The 16890-nt window shown below is 64.7% G+C and carries 12 protein-coding genes; 7 read left to right on the top strand and 5 right to left on the bottom strand.

The features are described from left to right. Positions 1-191 precede the first annotated feature (191 nt). Entirely contained in the window at positions 192-1295 is a 1104-nt protein-coding gene (gene gbcB, locus PCA10_RS02125) for a glycine-betaine demethylase subunit GbcB (RefSeq protein ID WP_016490375.1), read from the bottom strand. 362 nt (positions 1296-1657) lie between these two features. Here gbcB and gbcA point away from each other — a divergent pair, with 362 nt between their 5' ends. From gbcA to PCA10_RS02105, 4 genes are all read left to right on the top strand, one after another. Further along, the gene (gene gbcA, locus PCA10_RS02120) at positions 1658-2947 is read left to right on the top strand and encodes a glycine-betaine demethylase subunit GbcA (protein ID WP_016490374.1); all 1290 of its coding nucleotides are present in this window, start codon (positions 1658-1660) and stop codon (positions 2945-2947) included. Positions 2948-4169: 1222 nt separating this feature from the next. Next, positions 4170-4778 carry a fimbrial protein gene (locus tag PCA10_RS02115; RefSeq protein WP_016490373.1) on the top strand — a complete coding sequence of 203 codons (609 nt, stop codon included), beginning with the start codon at positions 4170-4172 and terminating at the stop codon, positions 4776-4778. 53 nt (positions 4779-4831) lie between these two features. Then, positions 4832-5548 carry a fimbrial biogenesis chaperone gene (locus PCA10_RS02110; RefSeq protein ID WP_016490372.1) on the top strand — a complete coding sequence of 239 codons (717 nt, stop codon included), beginning with the start codon at positions 4832-4834 and terminating at the stop codon, positions 5546-5548. Between the two features lie 95 nt (positions 5549-5643). Continuing rightward, positions 5644-8133, top strand: a complete 2490-nt coding sequence (locus PCA10_RS02105; protein WP_016490371.1) for a fimbria/pilus outer membrane usher protein — start codon at positions 5644-5646, stop codon at positions 8131-8133. Positions 8134-8177: 44 nt separating this feature from the next. Here the strand turns inward: PCA10_RS02105 and PCA10_RS02100 are convergent, their stop codons facing one another. After that, positions 8178-8495 carry a hypothetical protein gene (locus PCA10_RS02100; RefSeq protein ID WP_016490370.1) on the bottom strand — a complete coding sequence of 106 codons (318 nt, stop codon included), beginning with the start codon at positions 8493-8495 and terminating at the stop codon, positions 8178-8180. 399 nt (positions 8496-8894) lie between these two features. On the opposite strand from PCA10_RS02100, the gene PCA10_RS02095 reads away from it, so the two are divergent. Beyond that, a complete protein-coding gene (locus PCA10_RS02095; RefSeq protein ID WP_016490369.1) occupies positions 8895-9623 on the top strand; it encodes a fimbrial biogenesis chaperone in 729 nt (242 codons plus the stop codon). Positions 9624-9636: 13 nt separating this feature from the next. Here the strand turns inward: PCA10_RS02095 and PCA10_RS02090 are convergent, their stop codons facing one another. Then, positions 9637-10272 (bottom strand): response regulator transcription factor, encoded by a 636-nt coding sequence (locus PCA10_RS02090; RefSeq protein ID WP_041770106.1) that lies wholly within the window; start codon positions 10270-10272, stop codon positions 9637-9639. Between the two features lie 164 nt (positions 10273-10436). Here PCA10_RS02090 and PCA10_RS02085 point away from each other — a divergent pair, with 164 nt between their 5' ends. After that, positions 10437-11633, top strand: coding sequence for an EAL domain-containing response regulator (locus PCA10_RS02085; RefSeq protein ID WP_016490366.1), 1197 nt, complete (start codon positions 10437-10439; stop codon positions 11631-11633). Here PCA10_RS02085 and PCA10_RS02080 read toward each other — a convergent pair. Continuing rightward, on the bottom strand, positions 11627-15307 hold the full coding sequence (locus tag PCA10_RS02080; RefSeq protein ID WP_070104106.1) for an ATP-binding protein: 3681 nt from the start codon (positions 15305-15307) through the stop codon (positions 11627-11629). The genes PCA10_RS02085 and PCA10_RS02080 overlap by 7 nt on opposite strands. A gap of 431 nt (positions 15308-15738) precedes the next feature. Here PCA10_RS02080 and PCA10_RS02075 point away from each other — a divergent pair, with 431 nt between their 5' ends. Then, positions 15739-16371 carry a response regulator transcription factor gene (locus PCA10_RS02075; RefSeq protein WP_016490364.1) on the top strand — a complete coding sequence of 211 codons (633 nt, stop codon included), beginning with the start codon at positions 15739-15741 and terminating at the stop codon, positions 16369-16371. On the opposite strand, the gene PCA10_RS02070 is transcribed toward PCA10_RS02075, so the two are convergent. Continuing rightward, positions 16372-16848: a thioesterase family protein gene (locus PCA10_RS02070; RefSeq protein ID WP_016490363.1), complete on the bottom strand. Its 477-nt coding sequence runs from the start codon at positions 16846-16848 to the stop codon at positions 16372-16374. It lies immediately after the preceding gene. Positions 16849-16890 lie beyond the last annotated feature (42 nt).

The raw sequence follows: 16890 nt of genomic DNA, 5'->3' as shown, positions 1-16890 counted from the left end.
ACCAGCCTGTGGATAAGCTGTTTGCCCCTGGCGCCGGCCCAGGGCCTTCGGGGGCCGCCGAGGATTGGTGATTTTTTCAGCGATTTCAGCAAGTTGCACACAGCTACTGTGCACCGCTGCATCCACAAGCTGTGGATAGATGGCGGCAGCCCACGGCTGGCGTGGGCTGGCCGGGATTGATCAGAAAACCATCAGTAATCGATTGCCACGTCGCCCTTGGGAACGCTGCAGCAGGACAGGATGTAACCCTCGGCCACATCCTCGTCGGTGATCCCGCCGTTGTGCTCCATCTCCACTTCGCCGGCGGTCTTCATCACCTTGCAGGTGCCGCAGATGCCCATGCCGCAAGCCTTGGGAATGTGCAGGCCGAGCTTGGCGGCGGCCGAGTGCACGGTCTCGCCGGGAGACACGCGGATGCTCTTGCCGGTACCGGTGAACTCCACCAGGCTCATGTCGCCCTTGGGCACCTCGGCTGCGGCTTCGGCTGCCTCGGCGGCGTGCTCCTTCACCTCTTCGCGGATTTCCGGCGGGGTCGGGCCGAAGGCTTCCTCGTGGTAGCGCTTCATGTCGAAGCCGGCCGCTTCCAGCAGGCGCCGGACCGCCGACATGTAGGGCGTAGGGCCGCAGCAGAAGATTTCCCGCTCCATGAAGTCGCCGGCCATCAGGTCGAGCATCGCGCGGCTCAGGTAGCCACGGTAGCCGGACCAGGTTTCGCCGATCTCGTACTTCTCGCAGATCAGGTGCAGCTTGAAGTTCTCGATGCGCGAGGCCATGTGGCGCAGTTCGCGGTGATAGATGATGTCCTTGGGCGTGCGCGCGCTGTGGACGAAGATCATGTCCACCGCGCCATTGGTATCGAAGAACCAGCGCGCCATGGACATCACCGGGGTGATGCCGACGCCGCCGGAGAGGAACAGCACCTTGTCGGCTGGGAAGTCGATGGCGTTGAACAGCCCCACCGGCCCGTGCACCGGGATCACGTCGCCTTCCTTGAGGTTGTCGTGCAGCCAGTTGGAGACCTTGCCGCCGGGCACGCGCTTGATGGTCAGGGAGAAGCTGTAGGGCACCGAGGGCGAACTGGAGATGGTGTAGGAACGCATGATCGGCTGGCCGTCGATCTCCAGCTCGAGGGTCACGAACTGCCCCGGCTTGAAGAAGAACACCATGGGCGCGTCGGCCATGAAGCAGAAGGTGCGCACGTCCCAGGTTTCCTGGATCGCCTTGACGCAGCGAACCAGGTGCCGGCCATTGCTCCAGGTCTGGGTCGTGATCGGATTGAGGAAGTTGTTGGTCATGACGCTGCTCCGCGCGGCCGGATATCGGCTTATGTACGGCGGATTCTGAATAACGCAAAAACGGCCCATTTACCTGTCTGCGACATTCACATGCTTATCGCGACCTGCCAGCAACCACCGGGCCTCCCGCGTCGGAAACGGACGCCCCCATGTCGCCCGTGGATAAGGTCTTACCTCTGCGCGCCAGCACACTCAGCTCCAGCCGAACCATAAGGCAGTCGAGCGAACCACCCTCGTACCCGCAGCAGGGCCGCCAAATCGGCAGGCGAGAATCGAGGGCAGGCCACGCCGCCTTGCGTGACAACCGAACAGCCACTTATTTGCGGCGGTCGCCAGCGCGACCAGCCATTGAGGAGTAACCGATGGACGTCACTTCCAAACTGAGCCTGGGCGATCCGCTCGATCCCGCACGCAAGGCCACGGCCGACATGCTCCGCGAACGCGATCACAGCTTCTCCCTGCCGCAGCCTTTCTATAACGACGAACGCCTGTTCCAGATCGACATGCAGGAGATCTTCCACAAGGAATGGCTGATCGCCGGCATGACCTGCGAAATCCCCGCCAAGGGCAACTACCTGACCCTGCAGATCGGCGACAACCCGGTCATCGTCATCCGTGGCGCCGAGGGCCAGGTCCATGCCTTCCACAACGTCTGCCGCCACCGTGGCTCGCGCCTGTGCGTCAGCGAGAAGGGCAAGGTCGCCAAGCTGGTCTGCCCCTACCACCAGTGGACCTACGAGCTGGACGGCCGCCTGCTGTTCGCCGGCACCGAGATGGGCGCCGATTTCGACCTCAAGGACTACAACCTGAAACCGGTGAAGGTGAAGACCGCCGGCGGCTACATCTTCATTTCCCTGGCGGAGAACCCGCCGGCCATCGACGACTTCCTCTCCACCCTGGCCCATTACATGGAGCCCTACGACATGGAGAACACCAAGGTGGCGGTGCAGACCACCATCCGGGAAGCCGCCAACTGGAAGCTGGTGCTGGAGAACAACCGCGAGTGCTACCACTGCAACGGTTCGCACCCGGAACTGCTGAAGACCCTGCTGGAGTGGGACGACGTGACCGACCCGCGCGCCAGCCAGGCGTTCAAGGACCAGGTGGCCGCCTGCACCAAGGCCTGGGACGAGGAGAAGATCCCCTACGCCCACGCCAGCTTCGGCCTGCGCAACCGCATCGTGCGCATGCCGCTGCTCGACGGCACCGTGTCCATGACCATGGATGGCAAGCAGGGCAGCAAGAAACTCATGGGCCGCATCAAGAACCCGGACCTGGGCTCCATGCGCATCCTCCACCTGCCGCACTCCTGGAACCACTGCATGGGCGACCACCTGATCGTCTTCACCGTGTGGCCCATCAGCGCCCAGGAAACCGTGGTCACCACCAAGTGGCTGGTGCACAAGGACGCCGTGGAGGGGGTGGACTACGACGTGGCCCGCCTGCGCGAAGTCTGGGACGCCACCAACGACCAGGACCGTCGCCTGGCCGAAGAGAACCAGCGCGGCATCAACTCCACCGCCTACCAGCCAGGCCCCTACTCCAAGACCTACGAGTTCGGCGTGATCAACTTCCTCGACTGGTACAGCGAGCGCCTGCTCAACAACCTGGGGGAAACCCCGGCCACCAAACTGCGCCAGGTCAACGAGTAACGCATCGTTCGTGGCTTCGCGGGGCGACCAGGTCGACCCCGCGCGGCCGGGGGAACCGCCATGTCCGCATGTCTCGGCTTCGCCATACTCCTGACCCTCTACGGCCTGGCCGCGACACTGCTCAAAGCCTGGTCCGACCGCTAACACTGAGGTCCCCCACAGGACCACCCTCGCCCCCACGGGATGTCGGCCCCGCTGGGGGCTTTTTTTGCTTCTTCGCGGAGCGCCGGGGTAAGGCATGGGCTCATGCCGGATTGGCGATCCAGTGTAAGAGCCCTCTCACCACCCTCTCCCCCAGCCCCCGCCCTGCGCCCCAGCCTGATCGCTTCGCGCTCAGTCGTTCATCGGCACCGGAAGCGGTGCTTCCGAAGGCATGCCTCTTCACCCCGCATGCGGGCGAGGGGGGGGACGCGCACCGACGAGCACCAGGCAGTCCTGATGCCCAAACCAATCTGAAACCGGGCAGAGAAGTCGAAGCCGCGCAAACCGCCCCTTCAGCAGGCCGAGCGGAATCGTTGTGAAACGGAGCGAAGCGAAGTAACAGCCGAAGGCTGGCCCGAAGGGCGAGCGCAGCGAGTCAGGAGGACGAGCGGCATGGATGCCGCGAGAGCCGCGCAGGGCCATGGATGGCCCTTCGCGGCGGGCCTCCGGAGCGACGATGCAGGGAGGGAACACCGGCGCAGCCGGGGCCGGATGTCGGGGCAAGCGTTTTGCTTCCTTTGAGGTGGGCGGCACTCCGTCGACTGTAAAAGGAAGTCGCCCGGGAAGGCGAAACAGATACCAGCAGCACGCTCAGAAATGAGCTGGACACCAAAACTCCACACCAGATTGCCAATCCAGTACGAACAGGCCTCCCCCGATACGCCGTGAAGAACCCTTTCTGCCCCGGCGTCCCCCGTCCTCCCCGCCCACACCCCTGAACAGCACCAGCCCCCGGATGCAAAGAGTGCCCAGCACCCAACTTGCACCGAACTATCCCACCAAATATCCCGCGAACTATCCAACCCGGAAAGTTCCTGAAATTGCGAAAAACAGCATTTCAGAAAACTTAAGCCCGATATCTGGAAAGTTCCTTGGATCACTTTGTGGGAACCATCCTACAAGCGCCTAGGCAAAGACTCCTTTGTGACCAAGTTGGCATCTGATTGCCGCAGATTCTCAGCTCTTTAGACTTTGCGAACTCATTTTTATGAGTCAACCAAACCCTTACTGGAATCATGAAATGAACTTCTCCACTTCCATCAAGACCCTTCTGGCTGCCTCCGTTGCTGCTCTGGTAGCCAACTCCGCCATGGCTGCCGACGGCACCATCAACTTCACCGGTGAAATCACCGCCGCTTCCTGCAACATCACTGGCGGCACCGGTACCGGTGTAACCGGTGATCGTGGCTCGCAAGTCATCGACGTACAAATGGGCACCGTCAGCATCGACTCCCTTAATGGCACTCAGAACGGTGGCATCGCCGCTGGCCGTACCATCAACCTGAACCTGGACTGCGGCGCCACCGGCACCGGCCTGACCCACGTCGCGCTGCGCTTCGACGCCATCTCCGGCTCCGGTCTGGACGCCAACAACAACGAACTGCTGCGCACCACCGGCACCGCTGAAGGCGTAGGCATCGGCCTGTTCCACATCAACGGCACCCGCATCAACCTGGCCAACTCCGGCGACGTATTCGAATCCGAACTGGTCAACGGCGGCGACGAAGATAACCCCGCCTACACCGCCAACCTGGCCCTGCGTGCCGCCTACGTCGCCAGCGGCGCCATCGGCAACGTCACTCCCGGTACTGCCAACGGCACCCTGCCGTTCACCCTGACCTACCGGTAAGCCCATCGCGCAAGGGGGGTCCGCCCCCCTTCGCTTTCTCAGCGAGTCCCCTTATGGAGTTCAAGAACACTTCCAAGCTCGTCTTGGGCGGCTTCCTGCTGCTCGCTTCCGGCCTGGCCAGCGCCGCCATCACCCTGAGCGGTACCCGCGTCATCCTTCAGGCTCCCGCCAAGGAAGCCTCCATCATCGTCAAGAACCCGACCACGGACGATCTGATGATCCAGTCCTGGCTCGAGAGCGAAAGCGCCGACGGAAAGGACGTGCCCTTCGCCATCACCCCGCCGCTCAGCCGCCTGAACGGCAACAAGCAGCAAGCGCTGCGGATCCTCTTCTACGGCGAGGGCCTGCCAACGGACAAGGAGAGCCTGTTCCGCCTCAACGTCCAGGAGATCCCGCAGAAGGCCAAGGATGACAACACCCTGCAGATCGCCCTGCGCCAGCGGATCAAGTTCTTCTACCGGCCGGCCGGGCTCCAGGGCAAGCCGGAAGACGCCCCCCAGGCCCTGAAGTGGCGACTGGTGAACCAGGGCGGCCAGAGCAGCCTCGAGGTCAGTAACCCGACGGCGTACCACGTGTCTCTGGGCAGCGTGAGGCTAGTCAGCGGCGGCAGGAACCACAGCGTCGAGGCCGACGATCTGGTGGCGCCGGGCAAGAGCCAGCGCTTTGCAGTGAAAGGTCTGAGCGGTAGCGCGGCCGGCGCCAAGGTCGAGTTCGAAAGCATCAACGACTACGGCGGCAACGACAAACACAGCAGCGATCTTGCTCCTTAACGCTCCGTATCAAGCGGCGGCACTTTGCAGGCGATTCGTAGATTCATATGGATTGATTTTCACCCAGGCGGGCAGACCGCGCCGAGAAGAGTTGCATGAGTATTTTTACCGACCATTCGAAGTTCATACTTACGGCCTGCTCCGGGTCCGCCTGCATCATCGCCATGTGTTTGGCGCAGCCGGCTTACGCCGACGGCGTCGAGTTCAACTCGCTGTTGTTGAACAATGGCGGTGGTGCGCCGGTAGAGCTCAAGTATTTCGAACAGGGCAACTCGGTACCCCCGGGTACCTACGGCGTGGACGTCTACCCCAACGGCACCCTGATCCGCCGCCAGGACATCGAATTCATCCCCCAGGGTGAGAGCGCCGAGGTGCGCCCGCTGCTGCAACTGGGCCTGCTCACCAGCCTCGGCGTGGACGTGCCTCGGCTGCTCAAGGAAAACATCCTGCCCATCGGCCTGGACGAGTACTCGCCGGTAGATCTTGTCGGCCTGGTTCAGGGCTCCTCGGTGGAGTTCGACGTCAACAACCTGGCCCTGCTCGTCAGTGTCCCCCAGGCCTATGTGCAACGTAACGCCCGTGGTTATGTCGACCCCTCCCTGTGGGATGACGGCATCACCACCCTGTTCACCGACTACCAGGCCAACTTCAACCGCAACGAGAACAACGGCGATCGTCGCGACTACCGCTACCTGGGCCTGCGCAGCGGCTTCAACCTGCTGGGCTGGCGCCTGCGCAACGATTCGGCGATGACCGGCGGCACCGACATGGACAGCCGCTGGCGCAGCAACCGCACCTTCGTCGAGCGGGACATCCGTGCCCTCAAGGGCACCCTGGCCGCCGGCGAACTCTTCAGCCGTGGGGATATCTTCGATAGCGTGCGCATGCGCGGTGTGCAGCTCAACTCCGACCTGGCCATGCGCCCGGACAGCGAGGTGGGCTACGCCCCCGTGGTTCGCGGCATCGCCGAGACCAACGCGACGGTGGAGGTGCGCCAGAACGGCTACGTGATCTACTCGACCACGGTGACCCCCGGCGCCTTCGAGATCACCGACATCTACCCGAGTGGCTCCAACGGCGACCTGGACATCCGCATCATCGAGGCCGACGGCCGCGAGCGCAGCTTCACCCAGTCCTTCTCCTACCTGCCGGTAATGACCCGACGCGGCTCACTGCGCTACAACCTGGCGGCGGGCAAGGTGGACATCGACGGACAGGCGTCCCCCAATCTGGTACAGGGCACGGCGGTCTATGGCGTCACCGACAACTTCACCGGCTACGGCGGCCTGCTCACGGCCGAGAAATACCACGCGGTGAACGTTGGCGCGGGCCTCAACACCCGTATCGGCGGCATGTCGGTGGACGTCACCAACAGCCAGTCGGATACCCCCCGCGAAGGCAAGACCACCGGCCAGAGCGTGCGCTTCCTGTACTCCAAGACCCTGGCCAAGACGGACACCACCTTCACCATGGTGGGCTATCGCTACTCCACCGAGGGCTACCGTACCCTCAACCAGCACGTAGCTGACCTGCAGAGCCTCGGTGCCTTCACCGGCCGCCAGAAAAGCAGCTTCGACATGACCATCAACCAGACCCTGGGCAACCGCGGCTCGCTGTATGTCGGCCTGGGCGAAACCAGCTACTGGAACCGAGGGAGCAACAGCCGTCGCTGGCAGCTGGGCTACAGCAACAGCTTCCGCGACCTCAGCTATAGCCTGGCCATGTCCAAGACCCGCGAGTCCGGCACCGGCGCCCAGACCGACACCCAGTTCACGGCATCCATCAGCATGCCGCTCGGCCGCACCTCGCAGCGGGTCTTCGCCAGCGCGGTGACCTCAGACCGGGGCAGCTCCAGCGTCCAGGCCGGCACCTCCGGCTACCTGGATGATCAACGTACGCTCAACTACTCGGTCCAGGGCAGCCACAACGACGACAGTGGTTCCTCGGGCAGCGTCGGCCTGGGCTGGGACACCCCCACCGCCCGACTCAACGCCAACTACAGCCAGGGCCGCGACAGCAAGACGATGAGCCTGAGCAGCGCCGGCTCCGTGGTTTTGCACAGTGGTGGCATGACCTTCGGCCCGCCGGTGGGCGAGACGTTCGCCCTGGTGGAAGTGCCAGACACCCGTGGCGTCGGTGTGGACAACTACGCCGCGATACGCACCGACCGCAACGGCTACGCCGTGGTGCCCTATGTGCAGCCCTATCGCCACAACTGGATGAACCTGAACACCGGCACCATGGGCAACGACGTCGAGATCGAACAAACCAGCCAGGTGGTGGTGCCGACTCGTGGTTCCGTGGTCAAGACCAGCTTCAATGCCGTCACCGGCCGCCGCCTGCAGTTCGAGCTGACCCTGGACAACGGCAAGAAGATTCCCTTCGGCGCCCAGGCCTTCGACGAGAACGGCAAGACCCTCGGCATGATCGACAACCTGTCGCGTCTGCTGGTGTTCGGCGTACCGGACAAGGGGCGCGTGGAAGTGCGCTGGGATGGCAGCAGTTGCGCGGTGAACTACGACTTGCCGCCGGTGAACAAGGAGCTCTCCTACGAGCGTTACCAGGCCATGTGCCAGACGCTCTGAGCGACGCCCAAGGCCGGCTCACCCGGAGCCGGCCCGGTAAAAGCTTAGTTGTACACCACCGTGACCACACCGCCCTTCGCCCCCTGCTTCGTGCCACTCAACGGCTGGAAGCTGACCGACTGGGTTTCCACTACCCCCGCGCAGTTGTTGCGCAGCTCGGGCAGGTCGCCGGCACTGGCAGGGCTGAGCCCCTGGCTACGGCCTGCATGGCTCAACCAGGCTGCCGAACCTTGCGGGCACGGTGACTTGACGATGCTGCCGGTAAAGCGGATGACACCATGACTTACGAACTTGCCGTCGGCATAACCATTCCCTGACACAACAGCGAGAAACATCGACATAGAAACCAGAAGCTTCCTCATGGCCAACCCTCCTCAGTGATTTGAGTTGAGTAAAAATCAGAAGCGTCTGACTTGGTAGGTTTGTGGGCTTCCGTTTTTTCCGTAGGAATACGCTGGGCGTATGAAGGAAGAAGACAGTTTTCGGAGGTTTCCGACTCAACCTTTGACCTGCCGCACAAAGGGGCTGCTAACAGAAGTTTCCGATCTATCTTTTCTCCCCGATAAGGGAGACGCTTGACCTTTTTTCCTCGTACCTGGCCATGCCGAACTGACCGCTTTTCTTCTCCGGACCTTTCCTACGCCGCCGATCAAGGCCAGCGCCTGCTCGACTAGGCCGAGGCTGATTAGGATCTCGTCACCGCCCTTGGCGCTCCCCCAGGACAGCGCCGGCGGCGGACCGAAGTCAGCAAGGAAGCCTCCATGAGCAAGTACATTTCCGTAGCCTTAGTGGGCCTGGCCGTCGCCCTGAGCGGACAAGCCCAGGCCGATGTGGTGCTGAACAGCACCCGTTTCATCTACCCCGCAGGCCAGGCCAGCATCAGCATCAGCGCGCGCAACGGCGGTGAGCGACCGGCCCTGGTGCGGCTCTGGGTCGACCGGGGCAACCTCGAATCCCGCCCCGAAGACGACGACGCACCCTTTCTGGTGATGCCCCCCATGTACCTGGCCGCCGTCGGGCAGAACCAGCAGGTGCGCGTACTCTTCACCGGCACCGAACTGCCGGCCGACCGCGAGTCGCTGTTCTGGATCAACCTGCTGGATGTGCCGCCGCTGGAAGGCACGGAAAAGGACGCCGAGCAGGTGGCGGTGCGCAGCCGCCTGAAGCTCTTCTACCGCCCCGCCGGCCTGCCTGGCAGTGCTGAAACGGCTATCGAACAGCTCGACTGGCGCCTGCTGCGTACGGGCAACGGCTATGTGCTGCGGGCCAGCAATGCCAGCGCCTATCACCTGTCATTCAATGAAGTGCACCTGCAGGACGCAGGGCGCCACTATGCGGCGGGCGCGGGCACGGTGGCGCCCTTCGCCAGCCAGGACTTCCCCGTGGCCGACCTGGCCTCGCCGCCCCGCCAGCCCAGGGCCCTGGTCCTGTGGATAACCGACCACGGTGCGCTGGTCCGCCACGAACAGGAACTCGAGCCGAACCCCTGACCCGCAGCCTGCTTCAGCTTTCCTCCCGTGCAACCAGGGCGTTGCGCCGGGCGAACTCGATCAGGTCCAGCAGCGACTCCAGGTTGAGCTTCTGCTGGATGCGGCTCTTGTAGGTGCTCACGGTCTTGTTGCTGAGCAGCATGCGTTCGGCGATCTCCTTGTTCGACAGGCCGGAGGCAAGGTACTGCAAGACCATCAGTTCCTGGTTGGACAGCCTTCCTACCAGTTCCTGTTCGCTCTGGGCCGGCGCCTGGCCGCCCACCAGCGATCCCCGGGGGAACAGGGTGAAACCGGCCTTGATCGCGTTGATCGCGGTCACCAGGTTCTCCAGGTCCTCCTCCTTGCTGACGAAGCCCTTGGCACCCGCCTGGAAGCAACGCTGGGAGTAACTCTCCGCCGGCTGCGAGGTGAGTACCAATACGTTGCTGTCGAGCCCCATCGCCTGGATGCGGGAGATCACGTTGAGTCCGTCCAGGCGGGGAATGCCGATATCCAGGATGACCAGGTCCGGCTCATGGTCGCGAACCAGTTGCAGCGCATCCACGCCGTTGTCCGCCTCGCCCACGACCTCCAGGCCGTTGCGCTCCAGCAACATGCGAACCGCCATGCGGATGACCGGGTGATCGTCAACTATCAGCGCACTTCTCATGCACACCTCTGCGTCAGGGGGGCAGCACGGCTCGAAAGTGGGGCCGGCATGCCCTGAATTCATATCCGATGAATATTCCTACAAGCAAGCCTGAAGCATCGTCTAGAGGAAACAACCTTGCGTGCGTAACGTGGCCTCCACCCCTCCCCCCCAGACGAATCGTGATGAAGAACCTCAGCATTCTGGTCCTGGAAGACGACTCCTTCCAGCGCCTGGTCGCCGTAACCGCCCTGCGCAAGCTGGGCCTGGTACGCATCCTCGAAGCGCAGGACGGTGCCGCCGCCCTGCGCCTGCTCGAAGAGCAGGGCCCGGTCGACGTCGCCCTGTGCGACCTGCGCATGTCCGGCCTGGATGGCCTGGCCTTCCTCCGCCATGCCAGCGAGGCCGGCCTGGTGCAGGGCGCGATACTCAGCAGCGCGGTCGAACCCAGCTTGCGCCGCGCCACCCTGGACATGATCCGCTGCCTGGACCTGGACTGCCTGGGCGACCTCGGCAAGCCCTTCGACATCGAACGCGCCGCCCGTTTGCTGGGAACCTACAGGCCCCGACCGGCCCCCCCAAGCGAAGCACAGGACAGTGCAGCGCCACCGTCGCCGGAGGAAATCCGTGAAGGCCTCGGCAAGGGTGAATTCGAGGCCCACTTCCAGCCCAAGGTGAGCATGAGCAACCAGCAGTTGGAGGGTGCCGAGGTGCTGGCGCGCTGGCGGCATCCCCGGCGGGGGCTGCTGCCGCCTTCGCAGTTCCTGCCGCAGATGCAGGCCCATGGGCTGATCGATGCGCTGTTCTGGCAATTGCTGGGACAGGGCCTGGACCTGCAACGGGAGCTGGCGCACCAGGGGCGCAAGCTGAACCTCGCCTTCAACCTTCAAGCCGAGCAACTGGCCGCAACCGACTTCGCCGAACGAATCAGCGCTGCCCTGGACCAGGCCGGCCTGCGCGGCGACGGACTGACCTTCGAACTGACGGAAACCGGCCTGCTACAAGCGCCGGCCAGCAGCCTGGAAACCCTGGTCCGCCTGCGCCTACTTGGCTGCGGCCTGGCCATGGACGACTACGGCGCCGGCTACTCGTCCCTGGATCGCCTGTGCGAACTGCCGTTCAGCCAGTTGAAGCTGGACGCGAACTTCGTCCGGCGCCTGGAGAGCCAGCCACGCAGCGGCACCATCATCGGCAACACCGTCGCCCTGAGCCAGGCGCTGGGACTTTCCCTGGTGGTGGAAGGGGTGGAAACCGAAGCGCAACGCTCCCGGCTCCTGGCGCTGGGCTGCGAGGTCGCCCAGGGCTTCCTGTTCGCCCGCCCACTGGATGGCGAGGCGTTCCGCGCGATGCTGGCGGCAGGTGACCCGCTGCCACCTCATTGAGCGGCCGGTTCCAGGTAATCCGCCAGCGCCCCCTCCAGCTCCTGGATCGCCTGGCGCACAGCCTCTACACCGACGTCCAGCGGCGCCGCCGTCCGGCATAGCGCCTCGAGCTGCTCGCAGGCGGCGATCAGGCCGCTGGCGCGGATCACCCGACCGGCGCCTTTCAGGCGATGGGACAGCTCCGAGAGCGCCAACCGGTCATCGCCTTGCTGCAACGCATCCAGCTGCGCGAGATCGCGCCGATTGGTGCTGCGCAACTCTTCCAGCAGGTTGCGCACCAGCTGCGGATCGCCCCCCGTGAGCGGCCCCAGGGGCGCAAGATCGAACACCCCGGGCAGGCCCGCGTCGACGCTCTCCCGCGCGGGCGTCGCCGGCAACGGCTGCGCCGCCTTCTGGTTGATCCGCTCGGCCAGGATGTCCAGCCCGATGGGCTTGACCAGGCAATCGTCCATGCCGGCCTCGATGGCGCGGTTGACCTGCTCCGGCTGGGCGTCGGCGGTCAGGCCGAGGATCAAGGTCGGCGCCAGGCCCCGCTCGCGTTCCTCGGCACGAATGGCCCGGGTGAGGTCGGCGCCGTTCATGCGCGGCATGTGGCAGTCGCTGACCAGCGCATCGAAATGTCCGGCGCGCCAGAGCGCCAGGGCCGCGACACCGTCACCGGCCTCTTCCACGTCGTGGCCTAGAAAGCCCAGCTGCTGGGCCAGGATCTGCCGATTCACCGGATGGTCATCCACCACCAGCACTCGCAGTCGCCGTACCGCCGCTTCGGCTGCGACGTCGACGCGTGGTTCGTGGGGCAGCGGTTCCAGGCGCTGCAGCCGCAACTCCACGCTGACCCGCGTACCACGGCCGGGAGCACTGTCCAGGTCGAGGCGTCCCCCCATCATTTCGCACAGCGAACGGCTGATCACCAGGCCGAGCCCGGTGCCCACGCTCTGCTGCTGGTCGCGCGGCACCTGGACGAACGGGCGGAACAGGCGTTGCTGGTCGTCGACGGAAATGCCGATGCCCGTGTCCTCGACCGCAAAGCGCACCAGCAGTGCACCAGCCTCCGCCTCATCGGCCGCCACCGCCAGGCGCACATGGCCGGACTCGGTGAACTTGATCGCGTTGCTCACCAGGTTGGCGAGTATCTGCTTGAGCCGCATGCCATCGGCCAGAACATCGCCATGGACGCCGGCATCGATCTCCAGCTCCAGGCTGAGGCCCTTCTGCCGCGCCAGCCCGTCGAACACCCGTGCCACCGATTCCACCAGTTCACGCAGGCTGGTACGGCGCGGCGCCAGGGTGAGGCGACCCGCCTCGATGCGGGCGATGTCGAGGATGTCGCCGATCAGCTCCAGCAGGCCCCGCGCCGAGCTGTAGGCCAGTTCGATGCTGGCGCGGTCGATGGGGGCGTCGACCGCGCGCTTGAGGGCCAGTTCGAGGATGCCGATCACCGCGTTCATGGGTGTGCGGATCTCGTGGCTCATGGTGGCGAGGAAGGTGGACTTGGCGCGGCTGGCCTCGTCGGCGAGGTTCTTCGCGGTTTCCAGCTCGTCCACCAGGTGACGGTGCTCGGTGATGTCGAGCCAGCCGCAGACCACGCCCCGGGTGTCGCCCGCCGCATCCTTGAAGGGCTGGATCCACAGGTCGACCCAGCATTCGCGTCCGCGCAGGCGGATCGGCCGCACCTGCTGGATCATCCGCCCATCGGCCATGGCCCGCAGGTAGAGCTCATGGAACTCGGGGGCCGCCTCGAAGACGCCCGCCGGAAGCTCCGGCGCAGTGCGACCGCGCACCTCGTCCAGGGACAGGCCCAGCGCCTCCAGGTAGCTGCGGTTGGCCGACAGCAGGCGCCCATCCACATCCCTCACGAAGAGCGGCGGCGGCATGCTGTCGGTAAGGGTTTCGACAAAGCGCAGCTCGTCGGCCAGCTGCCGTTCGGCGCGCTTGCGCGAGCGGATCTGGCGCAGCAGCAGGTAGACCCAGGCCAGCACCAGGGCCACCGCCAGCAGGGCACCGGCGACCACCCGCTGGATCAGCACATCGTAGTCGCGCCAGGTCTGCGGGCTCATGGCCGGCGCACCGCGCCAGCGGTTGGTGATGGCGGTGAGGTCTTCCGGCCGCAGGCTGGCCAGGGCCTTGTCGAGGATCGACTGCAGCTCGACATCGCCACGGCGCATGGCGAAGTTCGCGGTGGTCGGGCCCATCGGCGCGACCTTGGCGATTTCGAGTTGCTGGTGGAATAGCCGGGGAATGTAATAGCGCGCGCCCTGCAGCGAAATCAGGGCGAAGTCGGCGCCGCCATCGACCACTCGATTCAGGGCATCCAGGGCCGAGCCGGCTTCCACCAGCTCGACGCCCGGGTAGGCCGCGAGTATCGCGTCGCGCGCAACGTAACCACGGCCGATGGCGATCCGCAGGCCGCTCATGTTCTCCAGCGACAGGTCCGATCTGGCGTCGCCATCCACGCGCCCCACCAGGACGGTGGAGGTGCTGGCGATGGGCCGGGAGAAGCGCAGGTGCTGCTCGCGCCCCTCCCCGGGGGCTAGGATCGCCAGGTCCGCCTGGCCGCTGCGCAGGCTCTCGATCTGTCCGGCGAAACCGCCGCCCCGGCTGCTGGTTTCGAAGCGCAGGCCGGTCTTCAGGGTCAGCATCTCCAGCAGGTCGGCCGCCAGCCCGCGAAAGCGCCCGTGCTGGTCGAAGAACGCCAGGGGCGCCATGTCGTCTTCCACCACCAGGCGCACCACGGGGTTCTGCCGGATCCAGCTCACTTCCGCCGGCGACAGCTGCAAGGCAGCGCCCACCGGCATCGCGCCGACACCCACCCAGCGCTGGCTGATTTCCTCCAGCCAGCTAGGGCCGATGGCCGCCATTGCGGTGTCGATGGCCCGCGCCAGCACCGGCTCGTCGTCCCGCAGGATGAATGCGGTGCTGGCGTCCGCATCCACCAGCGGACGATCGAAGCGCACCAGCCCATGGAACATCTGGTTGAGTCGGTAGTAGACCGGCAACAGGCCGCCAACCATCAGGTCGGCGTCGCCGAAGGCGACCATGGACAGGGCCTCGTTCAGCGACAGGGCCTCGATCAGCTGCGCCGCCGGATAGCGCTCCTGCACCAGCGAGCGGTAGCCCGGCGGCACCGCGATGGAGACCCCGGACAGATCCGCCGGGGTTGCGTCCGACCGTTCGAAGGCGCGGAACAGCCCCAGGCGGTCCGGGGCCAGGGGCCGGCTGCGCCACAGCGGCAGGTCGGCGCCGCGCATGCCGTTGCCGATGATCAGGTCCACCTCGCGGGCCTGCAACGCGGCCAGCAGTGCTGGCTCGTCGGGGTAGAGCAACAGCCGGACGCGCATGCCCAGATGCTGGGCCACCAGGCTGGTGACGTCGGCGACTATGCCTTCGAAGGCGCCGTCCCGCTGGATCAGTTCGAGGGGCGCGTCATCCTGGGCGATCACCCCCATGGTCAGCTCGCCCTTGTCCCGCAGCCAGCGCCAGTCCGCCTCGTCGAGGACCATCGGCGCCTGGTCGACGCGCAACTGGCTGAACAGGGTCAAGGACTGCACGCGATCGACGGCGAAGGAACGAGGAGCGAACAGGCCTACAAGCAACACGACGCAGATCAGCAGCGCCACGGATCGAAAACCCCTGGCTATCGGCCGACCTTCGTACCACTGCGGTGAACACTGCATGAAGCACATCATCGGAGCTCCTTGTATGGCCAGTCCTTTTCCCTGGACGTGGCCTATGCCTACATAGCATGTAGGAAACTTCCCAGCCGCTCATTCGAAGTCTCCAGCACGAATATACTCAGCGCCTAACTTCGGCGCTAACTATTGATGCTCCAACTTCCCAACCGACCAACCGGCTTTTTCCAAAGTTGAAAGTTGCCTCTCCGGCTCGCCGAATTGTCCTGGACAAGAATGGCAGCCACAGCAACGAAAGTAGGTCTGGAATTTCGCCTCGCCACTCCGAACGGAGTTTTTCGGGCGAAGCGGAATATATCGGGAGGAGCCCCTCTTATCGCCGTCGGGTACTTAATCAACCACCACTCCCAACGGCATCTTTGTGGGGCGAAAACGCCCTACGCATCATTGGGAACCCTGCTTAGGAGAACCAACGGATGAGCAAAGTCCTGTTGATCGACAACCAACCCATGATTCGCTTCGCCACTCGCGTCCTGCTGGAGCGCGAAGGCTACGACATAGTCGGGGAAACCGAGAGCGGCGTGGAGGGTCTGAGCCTGGCCCGTAGCCTGCGTCCGGACCTGGTGATTCTCGACATCGCCATTCCCAAGCTCGACGGCCTGGAAGTCGTCGGCCGGCTGACCAGCATGGACCCCAACCTCAAGCTGCTGGTGCTGACCTCGCTGCCGGCCTCGCTCTACGCCAACCGCTGCCTGCAAGCGGGCGTGAGCGGCTACCTGTCCAAGCAGGAGCAGGCCGTCAGCCTGGTTTCGGCGGTGCGCTCGGTGCTCTCGGGCTACAGCCTGTTCCCCAACTCCGTGCACCTGTCGTCTGCCGCGCAACCGGGCGATAGCAGCGGCGACAGCCGATTGCTGGATAGTCTGTCGGACCGCGAGCTGGCGGTCCTGCAGAACCTAGCCAACGGCAAGAACAACCAGGAAATCGCCAAGCAGCTGTTCATCAGCCACAAGACGGTGAGCACTTACAAATCCCGCTTGATGGACAAGCTGAAGACCCGCAACCCGGTGGACCTGATCGACTTCGCCCGCCGCTACGTACTGCCCTCCTGATCAGCGCCGTGGCAGGGTGATCACCCTGCCGACGTGCGCCGGCGGCGGCAGCTCGGCCTGGTCCTCGGCCAGCCGCCGGATGCAGCCGAGCACGGGTTCGGCGAAAGGCGCCGAGCGGCCCTGCAGGCTGTCGATGTTCATCAGCATCTGCTCGCTGGCCGCGAGTTCGGCGATCTCACCCGGATAGTGCAGGCTGTGGTGGATATGCAGACGCTTGGCGTCGAACCCCAGCAGCTGGGTACGCACTTCCACCTCGGCACCCAGCTTCACCTCCGCCAGGTAATTGAGATGGCACTCCAGCGTGTAGAGGGTGTGGCCGGTGGCCGCGCGGCCCGCTTCATCGAGGCCGATCTCGTCCATCAGCGCATCCGTGGCATAGCTGAACAACAGCAGGTAATAGGCATCCCGCAAGTGGCCGTTGTAGTCCACCCACTCGGGCTGGATGGCGGTGCGGTAGGTGGTCATGGCGCTGGACATCGATGGACTCCGAGAGGGGAAATCAGGCTCCCGCTCAACGCC

Origin of the sequence: Pseudomonas resinovorans NBRC 106553, assembly GCF_000412695.1 — a bacterium.
In the GTDB taxonomy this organism is placed as follows: Bacteria; Pseudomonadota; Gammaproteobacteria; order Pseudomonadales; family Pseudomonadaceae; genus Metapseudomonas; species Metapseudomonas resinovorans_A.
The sequence above is the reverse complement of the archived record's forward strand: the minus strand, read 5'-3'. Positions and strand labels throughout refer to the sequence as shown.